The sequence below is a fragment of the Ochrobactrum sp. AN78 genome, assembly GCF_029909885.1.
GTDB lineage: Bacteria > Pseudomonadota > Alphaproteobacteria > Rhizobiales > Rhizobiaceae > Brucella > Brucella quorumnocens.
In genome coordinates, this window is record NZ_JASAMU010000006.1 from 257,329 (window position 1) to 273,529 (window position 16,201).

The window sequence follows — 16,201 nt, forward strand, 5'->3', positions numbered from 1 at the left end:
GCTAAAAGAATCTAGAGCGAGCGCTATGGGTGCGATTAAGCGCGACACGCTCTAGAGCATTTCCTGTTTAAGATGAATCGTTAGAAATGCGTCTTACTATTTGTTTTTACGCATGTCTCCCAAAACAGGTTCCCACTTTTGGGAGACATGCTCTAATCAACCCGCCGACGAATGCGTGTACGCATCAGCGCGTAGACGCCGAGCACACCGAGGATGAGACCAATCGTTGTATAGGTCTCATCCGCTTCTTCAGCGCCTCGCCTCAAAACAAGATCTATTTTCGACAGTTGCAGGCCGTCCGTGTTGCCCTGAACGGCTCGAAAGGCATAAGTGCCGGATAAAACAGGGTCTATATCGCCCGCACTCTGACGCAATACACTGCCATCCTGAGGACGATCCGTATTGATTGAACTGCTTGTGGATGCGAAATCGAGACCTTGCGACAGCACCGGCATGCCATTGCGGCTAACAGCAAGCGTTACAGCTGAACGACGCTCAGCTGGCACATAGCCCGGCAATGGCACAGCATCGAGAAAAATACGCACCGGCGCGTCGCTTGCCGAAAGCGGGATTTCCTGTGTGATAAATCCACTCTGGCGGCTTTCAAGGATCGGCCAGCGACCGATCTCATGACCCGTGAAATGGCGCACATACCAAGGATAACCAAGTGCGAGACCGAAGCCCGCAACAATCATTGCGACGAAAATGGCACGCATCAGGCTTTGCGCTCCCAGCGACGATCTGTTGTCTGTTGCCAGTAAGTCAAATCGTGGTTCTCCGTCTTAAAGGCTTTCCACTGAGCCCGTGCATGGTCCAGCTGATCCTGATCATGCCCATCGAACATAACGACAAGACGCTCATAATCCCCTGCCTGCTCAAGTGCTGCACCTTCCACCAAAAAGCGAACCGTCGCTCCATTGGGATTGGCGTCAGACGTCGTCAGCAATACTGGCTGCTGCTCAGGATGCGGTTCCTTATCGGTGCCATGTGCGACGAAGGATGTGTCGGAAAAGGTCCACAGCAGGCTATCGAGAGCATCGCGCCGTTCATCACTTACCGCCTGTATAGTCACGCGCCAACCGCGCCCAAGCGAACGCTCGACGAGCCCCGGCAGAGCTTCATCCAGTGTCGATTCTGTGAGGTGGTAAAAGAGAATTTCAGCCATGCGCTCTCTTTAAAGCATTCGTTGGGGCGAAGAAAGTGATTCACTTTTTCGCCCCAACATGTTGTTCCTGAATCAGATTCAGTTTTCGAAGTTATCGCGAACGAGGCGGTCGAGAAGTCGAACGCCATAGCCCGAAGCCCATGACTGGCTATATTCGTTTGTTGGTGAACCCATGGCTGTACCAGCGACATCAAGATGCGCCCAAGGTGTGTCACCCACGAAGCGCTTAAGGAACTGCGCCGCCGTGATCGAACCTGCATAGCGACCCGAGCTGTTTTTCATGTCGGCAAATTTGGAATCGATCATCTTGTCGTATTCCTTGCCCAGCGGCATGCGCCACAACTTTTCACCCGTTGCCTGGCCTGCTTCATAAAGCTGATCTGCGAGTTCATCGTCGTTCGAGAACAGACCTGCATGATGTGTGCCAAGTGCGACCATGATAGCGCCAGTCAGGGTTGCAAGGTTGATCATGAACTTCGGTTTGAAGCGATCATTGGTGTAGTAGAGTGCATCGGCCAGCACGAGGCGGCCTTCGGCATCGGTGTTGATGACTTCAATAGTCTGGCCAGACATCGATGTCACGATATCACCCGGACGCTGTGCATTGCCATCAGGCATGTTTTCAACAAGACCGATCACGCCGATTGCGTTGACCTTGGCTTTACGGCCTGCAAGGGCGCGCATCAGACCGGTTACAGCTGCGGCGCCGCCCATGTCGCCTTTCATTTCCTCCATGCCAGCAGCAGGCTTGATTGAGATACCGCCGGTATCAAACACCACGCCCTTACCGACGAAAGCGACTGGCTTTTCCTTGGCCTTCGCTCCCTGCCATTCCATGATGACAAGACGCGGTGGACGAACGGACCCTTGCGAAACGCCCAGAAGCGAACCCATGCCGAGCTTCTTCATTTCCTTTTCGCCAAGAACTTCAACCTTTACGCCAAGTTTCTCTAGCTTTTCTGCCTCTTCAGCGAACTCGACAGGGCCGAGAATATTGGCTGGCTCATTAACAAGATCACGCGCCTTCAACACGCCATCAGCCACGGCCTCAGCAGCTTCAAGAGCTCTTTTGGCACTGTGTACATCGGCAGTGTGAATATTGATCTTAGCTGCGTGTTTCGGCTCGCCGTTCTCTTCGTTCTTGCGCGTCTTGTAGCGATTGAACTCGTATGAACGCAGAATCATTCCCAGAGCCACGTCGCCTGCTTCGTCGCCAGCAATCGTGGTTTCAGGGAGAGCAAGTGTCACCGTTGCGCGTTCGGACTTACCGATTCGCGAGAATGCCGCGCCACCGATCTTGATCCAGTCGTCATTGCCAAGTTCGCCGGGCTCACCCACACCAACCAGTACGATCTTATCTACGCCACCGTTGGAAGTTTCAATTGCTTCTGCAGTTTTACCCAAAGCACCCGAAAAGCCCGATATTTCGGCTATGCGCGCAATCTTTTCAGCTCCACCAACTGCCAGCCCCGCTTCTTCTGCAAAGCCTCCACCCTTCGTAACCAGAACGATGCTTACGCCTTTTTGAGGTGCTGAAAATTCACTGAAAGAAATAGAAGGACGTTTCGACATAACAACTCCAAACAGAGGCCAGACAATGAGATGACACGATTGTGTCGCGACTTTTCCTTACTCATGTGAGACGAATATGGCGAAACGGCAAGTCCGCCGCATCATGAAAATCAGTTTTGCGTTAACTTCGGTGACAACTTGCCAAGCTCCGTTTCCGTCCCCACCTATGTTCAGCAAAAACAGGTTGCAACAGTCGGCTCTCTCCATTTAGAGAAGCTTGCGCTAGCTTCGGCTGGAAATCTTTAGTAATCTGTTAACCAAATTTCTTCGGCTAATTTTAGCCAAGTGCAATTAGACTGAATATTCATTTACGAGCATTGTTTCTTTAGGGACAGGCTCCTTCAACGGAACCGGGATGTAAACTCCGCTTATGAAATTGATTGAGTTGTACATCCTGCGCCGCGTGGCGATCATGTTCTTTGCGGTGCTAGGCGCCGCAGTGGGCATCACGTGGACTGTGCAGGTGCTGCAACGTGTCGACTTCCTCACCACAAGCGGCCAGTCCATTCAGACTATTATACAGTTCAGTTCCCTCCTGATCCCTTCTGCAATTCCTTTGGTCATGCCATTTGCGCTGATCATTGCAATTACGCAGACGCTCTCGACGATGAACCAGGATTCCGAGCTGGTGGTTATCAACGCATCTGGTGCGCCGCGTAGCGCAGTAATGCGTCCGATACTTATGCTTGCAGCCATTATCTCGGTGGTTTCCTTTCTGGTCGCAAACTATGTCGATCCATATGCCCGCATGAACATGCGTGCAATGATCGCCAATGCGAGTGCGGATTTGCTCAATGTCGTTGTGCAGGAAGGCAGCTTTCGCAAACTCGCGGATAATCTCTATATCCAGATCGCCGAGCGCCGTGCCGATGGCAGCATCGGCGGGTTATTCATAGCCGATTCCCGCGACCCTTCGCTTGACCTGATTTATTATGCAGCCGATGGCAACATCGCGAGCACGCCAGCGGGTGACATGCTGCTGATGAAAGACGGCGAAGTTCAGCGTCGCGATGTTTCAGACGGCACCGTTTCAATCATCAAGTTCAATTCCTATGCGTTCGATCTCAGCCAGTTTACCTCTGCTGGCGATGATTTTGTCATCTACGCTAAAGATCGACCGCTGAATTATCTGCTCAATCCAGACCCGAATGATCCGATTTTGCAAACGCGACCTTTGCGCTATAAGGCAGAATTGCATCGTCGCTTGACGGAATGGCTCTATCCGGTTGTTTTTGCGATGATTGCGCTAGCCTTTGCCGGCGATTCCCGGTCTCATCGTGAAGCGCGTGTCTCCGCATCATTCTCAGCAATCAGCACAGCGCTGCTCGTCTATTGGGCCGGTTATTTTTCTGCCGATCGCGCCGATAAGGACGAAACCTATATCGTCATCATGTATCTCATTCCACTCAGTGTGATCCTGCTCGCTGGCTATGCCCTCGTCACGGGTCGACGCATCGGAATTCCCGACAAATGGAATGACCGCATTCTCGACGGCCTCGATCGTCTGAGGATTCGTGTGTCTGGCACATATAACCGTTTGCTTGGAAGATTCCGCGGAGATGCGGGAGGTCGCGCATGATCGGCTGGACGCTTGGGCGCTATTTCTTTGCACGCTATGTACAGATCACATTCTATTTTCTGTTCGGCATTTTTGCGCTGGCGCTCCTTCTTGATTTTACGGAAAACGCCAGCAAGCTCGCAAACCTGCCCGGCTATACCGTATGGGCCGCACTTGGCATTTCTGCCATGCGCGTTCCATTCATCATGCAGCAGATGATTCCCTTCGTCGCCTTGTTCTCGGCAATGGCGACACTCATTTCGCTCAATCGCAAGTATGAGCTGGTCGTTGCGCGCTCTGTCGGCGTTTCTGCGTGGCAATTCTTGTTGCCTGCTTGCTTCGGCGCATTGCTGTTTGGTCTGGCAACGATCTTTATTCTTAATCCTTTTGCCGCTTATGGCTTTTCTAAAGCCGACGAGATCGCTTCCAACTGGAAAAACGGTAAGGTGACAGATGTTTCTGCACTGCGTGATCCTTGGTTGCGCCAAAAAACCGATGAGGGCGAAACTATCATCGGGGCCAAAAGCATTCTTGATCGTGGCGCAACACTTGCTGACGCCACGTTCATCCAGTTCGATGACAAAAAGAAGATCAAGGACCGTTATGACGCTCGCACCGCGAAACTTATGGATGGTCATTGGGAACTAACTGGCGTCACACGATTCTCGCGTGGCGAGGAACCGCGCAAACTGGAGAGCTTCAACATTCCAACGCAGTTGCGTCCGGAATATGTGGAAGAAAAGCTCGCCTCCCCTGATACAATTCCGTTCACGCAGCTCCGCCACAAGATCGAAGTTGCGCGTTCTTTTGGCTATTCGGCAAACGCATTTGATATGCAATACCAGTCACTTCTGGCATTGCCTGCATTGCTGATGGCCATGACTCTCATTGCTGCAACAGTGTCCCTGAAATTTGTGCGTTTTGGTCAGTCTGGCGCGATGATTCTGGGTGGTGTTGTTGCTGGCTTCATGCTTTATGTCGTTTCGGTGCTGGTGAAGGCATTCGGGAATGCGGGATTCGTTCCGCCATTCGTTGCTGCTTGGGTTCCAGTTATTATTGCAACATTCTTTGGTATCTCCTTTTTGTTGCATAAGGAGGATGGTTAGTGGGTTTGAGTAACGCCCGCATGGTGCTGCCCCATTTGTTCTCGCGTCTTGCTCGCGGGTCTGCCTTTGCGTGCGCCCTTGCTATACCTTTCATTTCAGTTGCAATTATCCCTACGCAGGTTCAGGCGCAGGATGCTCTTGGAGCTGATTACAAGAGTGATCCCAATGCGCGTATGCTTCTGCAGGCGGATGAGCTTGTCTATGATCGCGATGTGAACGTTGTTACCGCTCAAGGTAAAGTTCGTATCGAGTATGACGGCAATCGCCTCGTTGCGGATCAAGTGACATATAATCAACAGACCCGTCGCATGACCGCCACCGGGAATGTCGAAATTGTCGAACGCGACGGCAACAAGATTTACTCCGATCACCTTGATGTGACGGATAGTTTCCGCGACGGCTTTGTAAATGGTCTGCGCGTTGAGACGACGGACAACACGCGCTTTGCAGCGGAAAGTGCCGAGCGTAGCAATGGTGAGATCACCACCTTTAACAATGGTGTCTACACTGCTTGTCAGGCTTGCGAAAAAGATCCCGATAAGCCAGTTCTCTGGCAGATCAAGGCACGAAAGATCATCTGGAACAGTGCGACCAAAACCGTGCGTTTCGAGCGCGGTAAGTTTGAGCTTTTCGGTATGCCATTGGCCTATTTTCCAGCTTTCGAAATGGCTGACCCGACCGTCAAGCGCAAAAGCGGCTTCCTGTTTCCAGGCTTCGCCTACAAGGACGATCTTGGTTTTGGCATCAAGAATTCATACTTCTGGGCTCTCGCTCCAAATTACGATCTGACGCTTTCAACGACTGCTTACACGAAGCAAGGCTTCCTGACGCAGGCTGAATGGCGCCATCGCCTTGAAAACGGCAGCTACAATCTGCAGATCGCTGGTATTCATCAGATGAAACCTGGCGAGTTCGACGCCGACACTCTTGATCGCGGCGAAGATAACCGCGGCATGGTGGCATCGAAGGGTGACTTCGATATCAATTCGCGCTGGAAATTCGGCTGGGACGTTATGGCTCAGACTGATCGCAATTTCAGCCGTACCTATAACCTCGAAGGCTATAATGCGCAGACGCAGGTTTCGAAGATCTATCTGACGGGCATCAATAACCGGAACTATTTCGATCTCAACTTCTATCGCTTCAATGTGCAGGAATCGTATCCGCTTACGAGCACATATAAAGATGCAGAAATGCATTCGAAGCAGCCTTGGGTTTTCCCAAGCCTCGACTATTCCTACACATTACCTGATCCGGTCTATGGCGGTGAGCTAAACATCACTACCAATGCGCAGGTTCTGTATCGTCAGAATGCGAATTATACCCTTAATCCGGGAAATAACTCGATTTACTACCCGCGAATTCCTGGCTTTAGCGGCACGAATGCTCGGTTCACAACTGAGGCTGAGTGGAAGCGCACATTTATCACGCCAGCAGGCTTGGTAATTACGCCGCTTTTGGCCCTGCGCGGCGATGCTATCAGCGCAAATTCCAACTTTGATCCTGCTGTCGCCGGTTATACGGATGCTGTGGTTCGGTCTGAAGCGTTGCGGGCAATGGCAACGGCAGGTCTTGAACTGCGTTGGCCGATCCTGTTTTCGACCACCAGCTCGACGCATATTCTTGAGCCAATTGCGCAGATCTATATGCGCAATAATGAACGTTATGCTGGCCAGCTTCCAAACGAAGATGCTCAGAGCTTCGTATTCGATGCGACCAACCTGTTCTCGCGCGACAAGTTTTCGGGGTATGACCGCGTCGAAGGCGGCACTCGCGCCAATCTCGGCCTGCGTTACTCCGGTAATTTCAGCAATAGTGACTGGGGGCTTTATGCGCTTGCCGGACAATCGTTCCAGCTCGGCGGCGTGAACTCCTTCGGTACAAGCGATTTTGTGAATGTCGGCGCTGATTCAGGCCTGCAGGACGCTCGTTCTGACTATGTTGCCATGATTGGCACATCCAATTCGACAGGTCTTGCACTTGCTGCACGTGGACGGTTCGACAAAGAAAGCCTAGATGTCCGCCGCGGTGAACTTGAAGTGCAACAGAGCTGGCAGAAGTTGTCCGTTTCGGCGCAATATGCCTATATTGCACCGCAGCCAGCCTATGGATATGCCGATCTCAGACAAGAAGTCACGGGTGCAGCTACTGCACGTCTTGATGCAAATTGGCGTGTTTTCGGCTCGGGAACTTATGATCTCGTATCGGATACACTAGTTCGGGCATCGTCTGGCCTTGCCTATGATGACGAGTGTTTCACTTACTCGATGGCTTACGTTCAGACCCGCAATCCGGGAGAGGATAAAGCATCGCATAGTGTAGGTTTCAATATATCGTTCCGAACGCTTGGCGACATCGGCAGCGGTGCTCAAACCTTCTAAACTTAGAAAGAGCGGAAACAATTGACCTTGTTTCCGCTCTTTCCTTTTATGCGTCGGCATTGCTGCTGATATTCAAATAACGCTTAGGTTTTTATCGATTTTATTCAGTTTAGTGCCTGCTATAACCTCGCAAAATGCTAAAGGGTCATTGTTTCGCCGCTTTGGCTCCTCTATACAGGCATCATAATATGATTGGCTTCTGATACGCCAGCTCACTTTGAAGGCGTTATTTGGACACCAACCTGAAGGAAATCGGGAAAGAAAGATGATGTTTGCAAGACCTCTATTCGCCTCCCTGCTAGGCGCTGCCGTATGTGTGACGGCGCTTGGAACGGCTGCGACCCTGAACCCGGCTTTTGCTGCCGGCGGAACGGAGGTCAAGGTCATTGTCTCCGGCAATGCAATCACGAATGGCGATATTCAGCGCCGTGCGGCTTTCTTGAAGCTGCAGCGTAAAGGTGGCAATCTCAATCAGGTTGCACGTGAAGAACTGACTGAGGAAATGCTGAAGCGCGTGGAAATGAAATCACGCGGCGTCAACATCTCTGATAAAGAAGTCGACGAAGCCTATGCAGGTTTTGCTACGCGCAACAAGATGAGTGTCGCGCAGTTGAATCAGGTCATGAATCAGGCCGGCATCACCCCTGATCACTTCAAGAAATACATCATGGTCCAGATGGGCTGGGGCCGCCTTGTAAGTGCACGTTTCCGCTCAACTGGTATGGTCAGCGAGCAGGATGCTGTGCAGCGCATGCTGAAAGATGGCGGCAAGAAGCCGGTTGCAACCGAATATCAGCTTCAGCAGGTGATTTTCGTTGTCCCTAGCTCGAAACGTTCGCCTGCCCTGCTGGCCAAGCGCCGTCAGGAAGCAAACGCTTTGCGCTCACGCTTTCAGAGCTGCGATTCTACCCGTCAGCTGACCAAAGGAATGATCGACGTTACGGTTCGCGACCTTGGCCGCATCATCGAACAGCAGCTGCCCGGCGATTGGTCGAAGGATGTCAAAGCAACCGGTGCCAACCGCGCAACACCACCGCATGACACCGAAAAAGGCGTCGAATTTCTGGCAGTCTGCTCGACCCGACAGGTATCGGACGACCGTGTTGCTCAGCTCGTTTTCTCCATGGAAGGCACAGATTCTGAAGCTGGACAGGAAAAGAAGGCAGATGAAATGAGCAAGAAGTATCTGCAGGAACTCCGTGAGAAGGCAACAATCGTAAATCGTTGAGTTTACGTTTCAGTGCCTTGGCAGTAATAATCTGTCCGTATAATTTGAGGGGGCTTTTGCCCCCTTATTTCATTAGCCGAGAAAATAGCTATGCCTAATCAACCGGTTCCTCCGCTCGCCGTGAGCATTGGCGATCCTTCAGGCGTTGGAGCTGATGTTGCTCTTAGCGCCTGGCTAAGACGTACAGAGCTTTCTCTGCCTCCCTTCATGCTAATTGCTGACCCAAAGCAGCTGGCTGCCCGCGCGCAGCATCTCGGTCTGACTGTGCCGATTGCCACAATAGAGGCATCAGCAGAGGCCGCTGATATTTTCAACGAGAAGCTACCTGTGTTGCCGCTCGTCAATGGGCACAAGGAAAGCCCCGGTAGGCCTCTTCCAGAGAATGCAGCCGGAGTTATAGAAGCAATTGAACGCGCCGTGGCCCTGACATTACGTGGTGAGACATCGGCCATTGTCACCTGCCCTATTGCAAAGAAACCGCTCTATGATGCTGGCTTTAAGCATCCCGGTCACACTGAATTTCTCGCAGAACTCGCGAGCCAGCATCTTGGGCGCACAGTCATCCCTGTAATGATGCTTGCTGGTCCAGAGCTGCGCGCGGTGCCTGTCACGATCCACATTCCACTCGTAGAAGTGCCGCGGGTATTGACGAAGGATGACATTCTGGAAGTAGCCTATATCACAGCGCAGGAGCTGACTGATCGCTTCGGCATCGCCGCGCCTCGAATTGCTATTTCCGGTCTCAATCCTCATGCGGGTGAAGGCGGTGCTCTTGGCAAGGAAGACGATGCCATCATCCGTCCAGCAGTAGAAAAATTGCAGCGCAAAGGCATCAATGCCTGGGGGCCACTACCCGCAGACACGATGTTTCATGCACCTGCAAGATCAACTTATGATGTTGCTATTTGCATGTATCACGATCAAGCGCTTATCCCTGCCAAGGCGCTCGCCTTTGACGAGACGGTCAATGTCACGCTGGGCCTCCCATTCATCCGAACATCGCCGGATCATGGTACAGCCTTCGATATCGCCGCAAAAGGCATCGCACGACCAGATAGCTTTATTGCTTCCATAAGACTGGCGCAGGAACTTGCAGAAAACCAAGCAAGGCGGAAATCATGAGCATCGACAATCTTCCGCCGCTGCGTGAGGTGATTGAACGGCATGACCTGATGCCGAAAAAGTCGCTTGGGCAAAACTTCTTGTTCGATCTAAATCTAACATCGAAGATTGCACGACAGGCTGGCAATCTGCAGGATCAGCCGGTTATCGAGGTCGGTCCCGGCCCGGGCGGGCTTACGCGTGCCCTTCTCGCCCAAGGTGCTTATGTGACGGCAATCGAACGCGATGAACGCTGCCTTGATGCGCTTGCAGAGATAGAGGCACATTATCCGGGACGTTTGCGTATTATTGCCGGCGATGCATTGGAGCAGGATTTCAAAACGCTGTTTCCAGATGGTCCAAAGCCGCGCATCGTTGCCAACTTGCCTTATAATGTCGGTACGCAGTTGTTACTCAACTGGCTTCTGACAGAGCCATGGCCACCATTTTATTCGTCCATGACACTGATGTTTCAGCGTGAAGTGGCAGAACGCATTGTAGCCGCTCCCGATAGTGATCATTACGGACGCCTCGGCGTTCTGGCAGGTTGGCGAACGCGTTCGAAGATTGCTTTCGATGTGCCGCCTCAAGCGTTTACACCGCCGCCCAAGGTGATGTCGTCGGTGGTGCATATTACACCAAGCGAGGAACCGCTTCCGTGCCGTGCCGACGCATTGGGTCAGATCACACAGGCAGCCTTCGGGCAGCGCCGCAAGATGCTGCGTCAGAGCTTGAAACCTGTTGGTGGTGCCACATTGCTGGAAAAGACCGGCATCGACGGTACGCGCCGTGCAGAAACCCTGAGCGTCGAAGAATTCGTCGCACTCGCGAATGCTTATCGCCCGGTATGATCGAAACTGGAGTTGGGAGCAGCTGTCATCGGCGTAAGGTTCATCTGTTTGAAAACCTTGTCCACGTGATCAATTTCCGAACGGAAACTCGACATGGATGAACCTGTAAGCTTTTCGCCCGCATTGAGCTGCGCTTTCAGCGGGTCGACATAATGATCGCCGACTTTCAACTCGTAATAAAGGTGCGGACCCGTCGAATAACCGGTTGAGCCGACATAGGCGATAACCTCCCCCTGCTTCACATGCTGTCCGACTTTCAGGCCTTTAGCCTCAGCGGATAGGTGAGCATAGGTGGTGCTGTAGCCACCTTGGTGGCGAATACGGACATACTTGCCATAGCCCTTTTGCGATGAAATCAGCTCTACGGTTCCGTCGCCCGCCGCAACAATAGGAGAACCGATCGGGGCATCGTAGTCGACACCGTTATGATGTTTGCGAACATGCAGAACGGGATGAACACGCCAACCGAAGCCATCATTTAGGCGACCATTCGGCAATGGCTTGTGCATGAGATATTTGGTCATCGAGGAGCCGTCCTCGTTGAAGTAATCGGCGTTTCCTTCAACTTCATGTCTGTATAAGCGTTTGCTCTCGCCGTGCGACGTAAACTCGACGAAGACCAGTTCCGGATCAGTGTCTACGCTTTCACGAAACAAAAGATCTATTTTATCGGCCCCGTTGGCACCTTTCTGGAGAGACACATTATTTTCAGAAGCAAGCTTCTTCACATCGTCTGCAACAGCGCGTGGAGCCCCTGCTGCAATCAGTCGAGATTGAATGGAGCCATCAGTCCGAATCGCGACAGCGGGATGTGATGCCGAGAGCATCGCATCATGAGAAAGCCGCGCAAAAAGCCGCTGATTATCATTGGCGCGGAAGACACCATCATCTGTGCGGCCATAAACCGAGTCCGACGCGCTGCCATGCCGAAACCGCGCCATGGTTATGTGCGCGGGTTTGTTGGGCAACTGATCCAGAAGCAGGACCAGATTGTCACCGGGAACAAGGTCTTTTCGCCCGAGTGCCTGTTCCAGATTTGCAGCATCTTCTGCAGCAACATCAGCCGCCTGCATGAGCACGCCCACCTTCTCACGCGATTGTGGAGCGAGAACGATTTCATGAGCTGCCTGATGGGCTATACCGGCAGGCTTCGCGAAACTTACATTTAGCGGCACGCCTTTCTGATTGGCGAGTGCTGATATTTCCGTATCATGAATAGAGGCGCTGTCCCCTCGCCGTTCAACTTTTGAAGGACTGTGACTTATCAGACCTTGCGGACTCCTCTCATTTTCCAAATCAAGAATGACATGCTGATAAGTAAAAAGCGTCGCCTCGCCATCGTCGGTGCCTTCCGCAATATCGATGCGCTTGGCAATCCGGCGGTTCTCGTCGAGATTATTCTGGGGAAGTAAGCGGGCTTCCTTCATTGCAGCGCGGCTATGAACGAGTGTCGTGGGATCAACCATAACCGGCTGAGACGCATGCCCATGACGCACCAAGCCGCCCGTTAACAGAACCATGGCCCCACCTGCCAACAACGTTGCTGAGGCAAGCGCTATGCAGGCACGAATGTGGGTATGAAATGAAAAGCGAATACGTTCGAGGGGTTTGAGGGTACGCTGCGAAAGCGGTGCGAGTTTTGCATGCACAGCAGACAAAGCAGCATATGAAGCATCGGACCGGATCGCGAGATCCGGGGATACAACAACATGAATCTGCTTATCTCTGCGGGCAATGCGAAATAGCATGCAGTGAGCGTCTCCAAATTCCATCTGAAATAGAAGACGGACCAGAGGGCCAGAGCACGGCTAAATTATGGCTCCTGTGGCCATAATCCAACGGAAATAAAGCACGAATGCTCAAGTTAAATTTATCAAGCGCTCGCTCGCGCCTTGCGATGTGCGGAGAGAGAGGACCATGTATAGATTATCAAACCGACCCAGATCAGCACAAAAGCCACAAGCTGCGCATGCGAGAACGGCTCATGGAAGATGAAGATCGCGAAGACGAACAGCAATGTAGGTGTGAGATACTGCATTAAGCCGAGCGTCGTATAGCGCAGAAGCTTTGCACCGCCCGCATAAAGAATGAGCGGAATAGCCGTGAATGGGCCCGCCAGCAAAAGCAGCCAGATATTCGATACGGATTCCCCTGAGAAGAAGTGATCCTGACCATTTGCCGTCAACCACAGAACATAGCCAAGTGCAGGGACCGACAGAATGACGACTTCGAGCGTGAAGCCTTGCAAAGGTGGCATCGGCAGGGACTTACGGAAAAAGCCGTAGAGGCCGAAAGTCAGGGGCAAAACCAGCGAAACCCATGGCAGACCACCGGCATTGAATGTGAGAACAAGAACCGCCGCGAAAGCAAACCCGACAGCGATATATTGAACTTTGCTCAGACGTTCTCCAAGAAACAGTCCGCCAAGAACCACGTTGAACAACGGGTTGATATAATAGCCGAGTGCTGCGCCGATAATCTGATCATGTGCAACCGCCCAGACATAGACCGACCAGTTGATGGTAATCAGTGCGGCGGTCAATGCGGCCATAGCGAGCATTCGCGGCTTGCGCAAAGCATCAAGGATTGTTCGGAATTGGCCGATGGCAAGGAGCAGAACTGCCGCCACAGGAACCGACCAAATAACGCGATGGGCGACGATTTCGAGCGCAGGCAGATGTGACAGCGCTTTAAGATAGAAAGGCAAGAGAGCCCAAAGACCATAAGCCCCCATAGCCATCATGAAGCCACGGCTTCCATCCGAAAGTTGGCCTCCGGATAAGGTTTGCTCGGCCATTTCTATCTCCGCAATAAGAAAAACCCCCAAAAGCCGAGGGCTATTTAGGGCTGGATATTTTGCTATGCGCCCATCGATCCATAAAATCTATTCAATTAAACTGATCAAAGCATCAATGATCGTGAAGAGCGACGGCTATTCCGCCGCCACCAAACCCGCGAGCGAACGGTTCTTCATCAGCTTATAATTGACCGAATCCATCAACGCCTGAAACGATGCATCAATGATGTTGTCGGAGACGCCGACCGTGCGCCAACGTGCGCCTGTTGCGTCACCCGATTCGATCAGAACGCGGGTGATAGCTGCGGTACCCCCATTGAGGATACGCACCTTGAAATCGACCAGTTCAAGGTCCACGATTTCGTCCTGATAGCGCCCAAGATCCTTGCGCAGCGCAATGTCTAGCGCGTTGACGGGACCATGGCCTTCGGCAACCGACATATGCATCTCGCCATCGACTTCAACTTTAACCACGGCCTCGGAAACCGTTTTCAGCATGCCGTTGGCATCAAAACGTCGTTCGACGAGGCAGCGAAAGGAATCTACCTTGAAGAATTCCGGCTGTGGCGTGAGCATGGCTCGCGCCAGAAGTTCGAAGCTCGCATCCGCACCTTCATAGGCGTAGCCTTCCGCTTCACGCTCCTTGACCAGCACGATCAACGTATCGAGCCGCACGTCATCCTTGGCGACGCGGATGCCACGACGCTCCAATTCCGCGATGAAATTCGACTTGCCGCCTTGATCCGACACCATGACACGTCGGCGATTGCCGACAGTTTCAGGCGGAACATGTTCATAAGTCTGCGGGTCTTTGAGTAGCGCCGACGCGTGAATGCCTGCCTTGGTAGCGAAGGCAGATGTGCCTGTATAAGGAGCCTGCTCTGTCGGTGCCCGGTTAAGAATATCATCGAAGGCGCGCGAGATACGGGTGATGGCTTTGAGAGCATCAGGCTTTACGCTGAGCTCAAAGCGATCAGCCCAATACGGTTTCAATACTAGCGTCGGGATGAGTGAAACAAGGTTGGCATTGCCGCAGCGCTCGCCGATCCCATTAAGCGTTCCCTGCACATGGCGCACGCCTGCATCGATTGCAGCAAGCGAAACCGCGACAGCCTGTTCGGTGTCGTTATGCGCGTGAATGCCAAGGCTTTCGCCCGGAACATGTGCTTTCACAGCATTGATAATCTCCGCCACTTCTGATGGCTGCGTTCCGCCATTGGTGTCGCAAAGAACGACCCAGCGCGCGCCAGCTTCATAGGCAGCCTTCGCGCACGCCAACGCGTATTCCGGATTGGCTTTGTAGCCATCGAAGAAATGTTCACAATCGACCAGCGCTTCACGGCCAGCCATACGAACGGCTGTAACCGAGGCTGTGATCGATTCCAGATTTTCCTCGTTGGTACAGCCGAGCGCGATCCTCACATGATAATCCCAGCTCTTCGCCACGAAACAGATTGCATCGCTTGAAGCTTGCAAAAGGGCCGTCAGACCCGGATCGTTGGAGGCAGAGACTCCGGCGCGCTTGGTCATGCCGAAAGCTGTAAATTTGGCGCGCGAAGTCTGACGCTTTTTGAAGAAAGCAGTATCGGTCGGGTTCGCCCCGGGATAGCCACCCTCAACATAATCGACGCCCAATTCTTCGAGCAGAATGACAATCGCTTTTTTGTCTTCGACAGAGAAATCAACGCCGGGAGTTTGCTGTCCGTCCCGCAAAGTCGTGTCGTAGATATAGATGCGTTCACGTGCCATCACTCATCCCCCGCCATCAGGACTGTACAACAAACTCCCGTTTTCGGCTTTGCCCGTCCTCGCACGCTACGCGGCTGTGGGCGGGCGGTGTGCGTTTGCTGTCCCTCCCGCAAAGTCGTGTCGTAGATATATATGCGCTCGCGTGCCATTTTGCCTGCCTGTCGGTGGGTATATGCCGTTAGAATGTATGGCTTTTTCAGTTGTCAGTGTCGTGGTCTGGGTGTTGGTAGGACACCATGGTTCTTACAAACTCGATACTTTCCGGATCACGCTCTGTTTCGTAACCGGGCAGTTTTGCGAGGTTATCGACATAGGGAAGCTTGACCTCGACGCCCCATTGAACCGTGGGTTCGATCTCTTCCGGCGCATCGAAAGCGCCGATGGAGAGCGCTACGCCATCCGGCGCCTCATAGGTGAGCGGGGTTCCACACTCAGGACAGAACCCGCGCTTGACGTGATTGGATGACTGGAAGCGCTTTGGCTCGTCGCGGGTCCATGTGAGGTTTGCTTCCCCAACTGAAACCAGTGGCGCATAGAAATTGCCAAACGCCTTCTGGCACATGCGGCAATGACAGATCGAAGCTGAGCCGAGTGCGCCTTCTACACGAAAGCGCACCGCACCGCACTGGCATCCCCCACTATAAAGCGGCTTGTTATCAAGCGTCATGGCATCCTCCCTCCAATTAAAAGGCA

14 protein-coding genes are annotated in these 16,201 nt (G+C 52.7%); 6 read left to right on the plus strand and 8 right to left on the minus strand.

Annotation, left to right across the window (positions count from 1 at the left end):
- Positions 1–152: 152 nt before the first annotated feature.
- The 3 genes from bspB to QBD00_RS13795 form a co-directional block, all read right to left on the minus strand.
- Complete coding sequence (gene bspB, locus QBD00_RS13785; RefSeq protein ID WP_095446342.1) at positions 153–716, minus strand: type IV secretion system effector BspB; 564 nt, start codon at positions 714–716, stop codon at positions 153–155.
- Positions 716–1,165, minus strand: coding sequence for a DNA polymerase III subunit chi (locus QBD00_RS13790; protein WP_095446341.1), 450 nt, complete (start codon positions 1,163–1,165; stop codon positions 716–718). Before QBD00_RS13790 ends, bspB begins: the two co-directional genes overlap by 1 nt.
- Before the next feature lie 78 nt (positions 1,166–1,243).
- Positions 1,244–2,737 (minus strand): leucyl aminopeptidase, encoded by a 1,494-nt coding sequence (locus QBD00_RS13795; RefSeq protein ID WP_318579770.1) that lies wholly within the window; start codon positions 2,735–2,737, stop codon positions 1,244–1,246.
- 370 nt (positions 2,738–3,107) lie between these two features.
- Between QBD00_RS13795 and lptF the strand changes: the two genes are divergently transcribed.
- The 6 genes from lptF to rsmA all read left to right on the plus strand — a co-directional run bounded on the left by lptF (position 3,108) and on the right by rsmA (position 10,962).
- Entirely contained in the window at positions 3,108–4,316 is a 1,209-nt protein-coding gene (lptF, locus tag QBD00_RS13800; protein WP_095446339.1) for an LPS export ABC transporter permease LptF, read from the plus strand.
- A complete protein-coding gene (gene lptG, locus QBD00_RS13805) occupies positions 4,313–5,401 on the plus strand; it encodes an LPS export ABC transporter permease LptG (RefSeq protein WP_318579771.1) in 1,089 nt (362 codons plus the stop codon). The genes lptF and lptG overlap by 4 nt, the downstream gene beginning before the upstream one ends.
- A gap of 20 nt (positions 5,402–5,421) precedes the next feature.
- Positions 5,422–7,782: an LPS-assembly protein LptD gene (locus tag QBD00_RS13810; protein WP_318579807.1), complete on the plus strand. Its 2,361-nt coding sequence runs from the start codon at positions 5,422–5,424 to the stop codon at positions 7,780–7,782.
- 265 nt (positions 7,783–8,047) lie between these two features.
- Positions 8,048–9,010, plus strand: coding sequence for a peptidylprolyl isomerase (locus tag QBD00_RS13815; protein ID WP_318579772.1), 963 nt, complete (start codon positions 8,048–8,050; stop codon positions 9,008–9,010).
- Positions 9,011–9,100: 90 nt separating this feature from the next.
- Positions 9,101–10,132: a 4-hydroxythreonine-4-phosphate dehydrogenase PdxA gene (gene pdxA / locus QBD00_RS13820; RefSeq protein WP_318579773.1), complete on the plus strand. Its 1,032-nt coding sequence runs from the start codon at positions 9,101–9,103 to the stop codon at positions 10,130–10,132.
- Positions 10,129–10,962 (plus strand): 16S rRNA (adenine(1518)-N(6)/adenine(1519)-N(6))-dimethyltransferase RsmA, encoded by an 834-nt coding sequence (gene rsmA / locus QBD00_RS13825; RefSeq protein WP_095446334.1) that lies wholly within the window; start codon positions 10,129–10,131, stop codon positions 10,960–10,962. The genes pdxA and rsmA overlap by 4 nt, the downstream gene beginning before the upstream one ends.
- Here rsmA and QBD00_RS13830 read toward each other — a convergent pair.
- The 5 genes from QBD00_RS13830 to QBD00_RS13850 all read right to left on the minus strand — a co-directional run bounded on the left by QBD00_RS13830 (position 10,947) and on the right by QBD00_RS13850 (position 16,175).
- A complete protein-coding gene (locus QBD00_RS13830) occupies positions 10,947–12,734 on the minus strand; it encodes a M23 family metallopeptidase (protein ID WP_412535026.1) in 1,788 nt (595 codons plus the stop codon). The two genes, rsmA and QBD00_RS13830, sit on opposite strands and share 16 nt — an antisense overlap.
- 101 nt (positions 12,735–12,835) lie before the next feature.
- Complete coding sequence (rarD, locus tag QBD00_RS13835; RefSeq protein WP_318579775.1) at positions 12,836–13,759, minus strand: EamA family transporter RarD; 924 nt, start codon at positions 13,757–13,759, stop codon at positions 12,836–12,838.
- Between the two features lie 135 nt (positions 13,760–13,894).
- Positions 13,895–15,508 carry a citramalate synthase gene (gene cimA, locus QBD00_RS13840; protein ID WP_095446331.1) on the minus strand — a complete coding sequence of 538 codons (1,614 nt, stop codon included), beginning with the start codon at positions 15,506–15,508 and terminating at the stop codon, positions 13,895–13,897.
- A complete protein-coding gene (locus tag QBD00_RS13845; RefSeq protein WP_318579776.1) occupies positions 15,508–15,657 on the minus strand; it encodes a 2-isopropylmalate synthase in 150 nt (49 codons plus the stop codon). The genes cimA and QBD00_RS13845 overlap by 1 nt, the downstream gene beginning before the upstream one ends.
- 47 nt (positions 15,658–15,704) lie before the next feature.
- The gene (locus QBD00_RS13850; protein WP_095446330.1) at positions 15,705–16,175 is read right to left on the minus strand and encodes a GFA family protein; all 471 of its coding nucleotides are present in this window, start codon (positions 16,173–16,175) and stop codon (positions 15,705–15,707) included.
- Positions 16,176–16,201 lie beyond the last annotated feature (26 nt).

Coding starts and splice junctions, on each gene's coding strand:
- bspB (WP_095446342.1), bottom strand. CDS start 716: ATGCGTGCCATTTTCGTCGCAATGATTGTTGCGGGCTTCGGTCTCGCA.
- QBD00_RS13790 (WP_095446341.1), bottom strand. CDS start 1,165: ATGGCTGAAATTCTCTTTTACCACCTCACAGAATCGACACTGGATGAA.
- QBD00_RS13795 (WP_318579770.1), bottom strand. CDS start 2,737: ATGTCGAAACGTCCTTCTATTTCTTTCAGTGAATTTTCAGCACCTCAA.
- lptF (WP_095446339.1), top strand. CDS start 3,108: ATGAAATTGATTGAGTTGTACATCCTGCGCCGCGTGGCGATCATGTTC.
- lptG (WP_318579771.1), top strand. CDS start 4,313: ATGATCGGCTGGACGCTTGGGCGCTATTTCTTTGCACGCTATGTACAG.
- QBD00_RS13810 (WP_318579807.1), top strand. CDS start 5,422: ATGGTGCTGCCCCATTTGTTCTCGCGTCTTGCTCGCGGGTCTGCCTTT.
- QBD00_RS13815 (WP_318579772.1), top strand. CDS start 8,048: ATGATGTTTGCAAGACCTCTATTCGCCTCCCTGCTAGGCGCTGCCGTA.
- pdxA (WP_318579773.1), top strand. CDS start 9,101: ATGCCTAATCAACCGGTTCCTCCGCTCGCCGTGAGCATTGGCGATCCT.
- rsmA (WP_095446334.1), top strand. CDS start 10,129: ATGAGCATCGACAATCTTCCGCCGCTGCGTGAGGTGATTGAACGGCAT.
- QBD00_RS13830 (WP_412535026.1), bottom strand. CDS start 12,734: ATGGAATTTGGAGACGCTCACTGCATGCTATTTCGCATTGCCCGCAGA.
- rarD (WP_318579775.1), bottom strand. CDS start 13,759: ATGGCCGAGCAAACCTTATCCGGAGGCCAACTTTCGGATGGAAGCCGT.
- cimA (WP_095446331.1), bottom strand. CDS start 15,508: ATGGCACGTGAACGCATCTATATCTACGACACGACTTTGCGGGACGGA.
- QBD00_RS13845 (WP_318579776.1), bottom strand. CDS start 15,657: ATGGCACGCGAGCGCATATATATCTACGACACGACTTTGCGGGAGGGA.
- QBD00_RS13850 (WP_095446330.1), bottom strand. CDS start 16,175: ATGACGCTTGATAACAAGCCGCTTTATAGTGGGGGATGCCAGTGCGGT.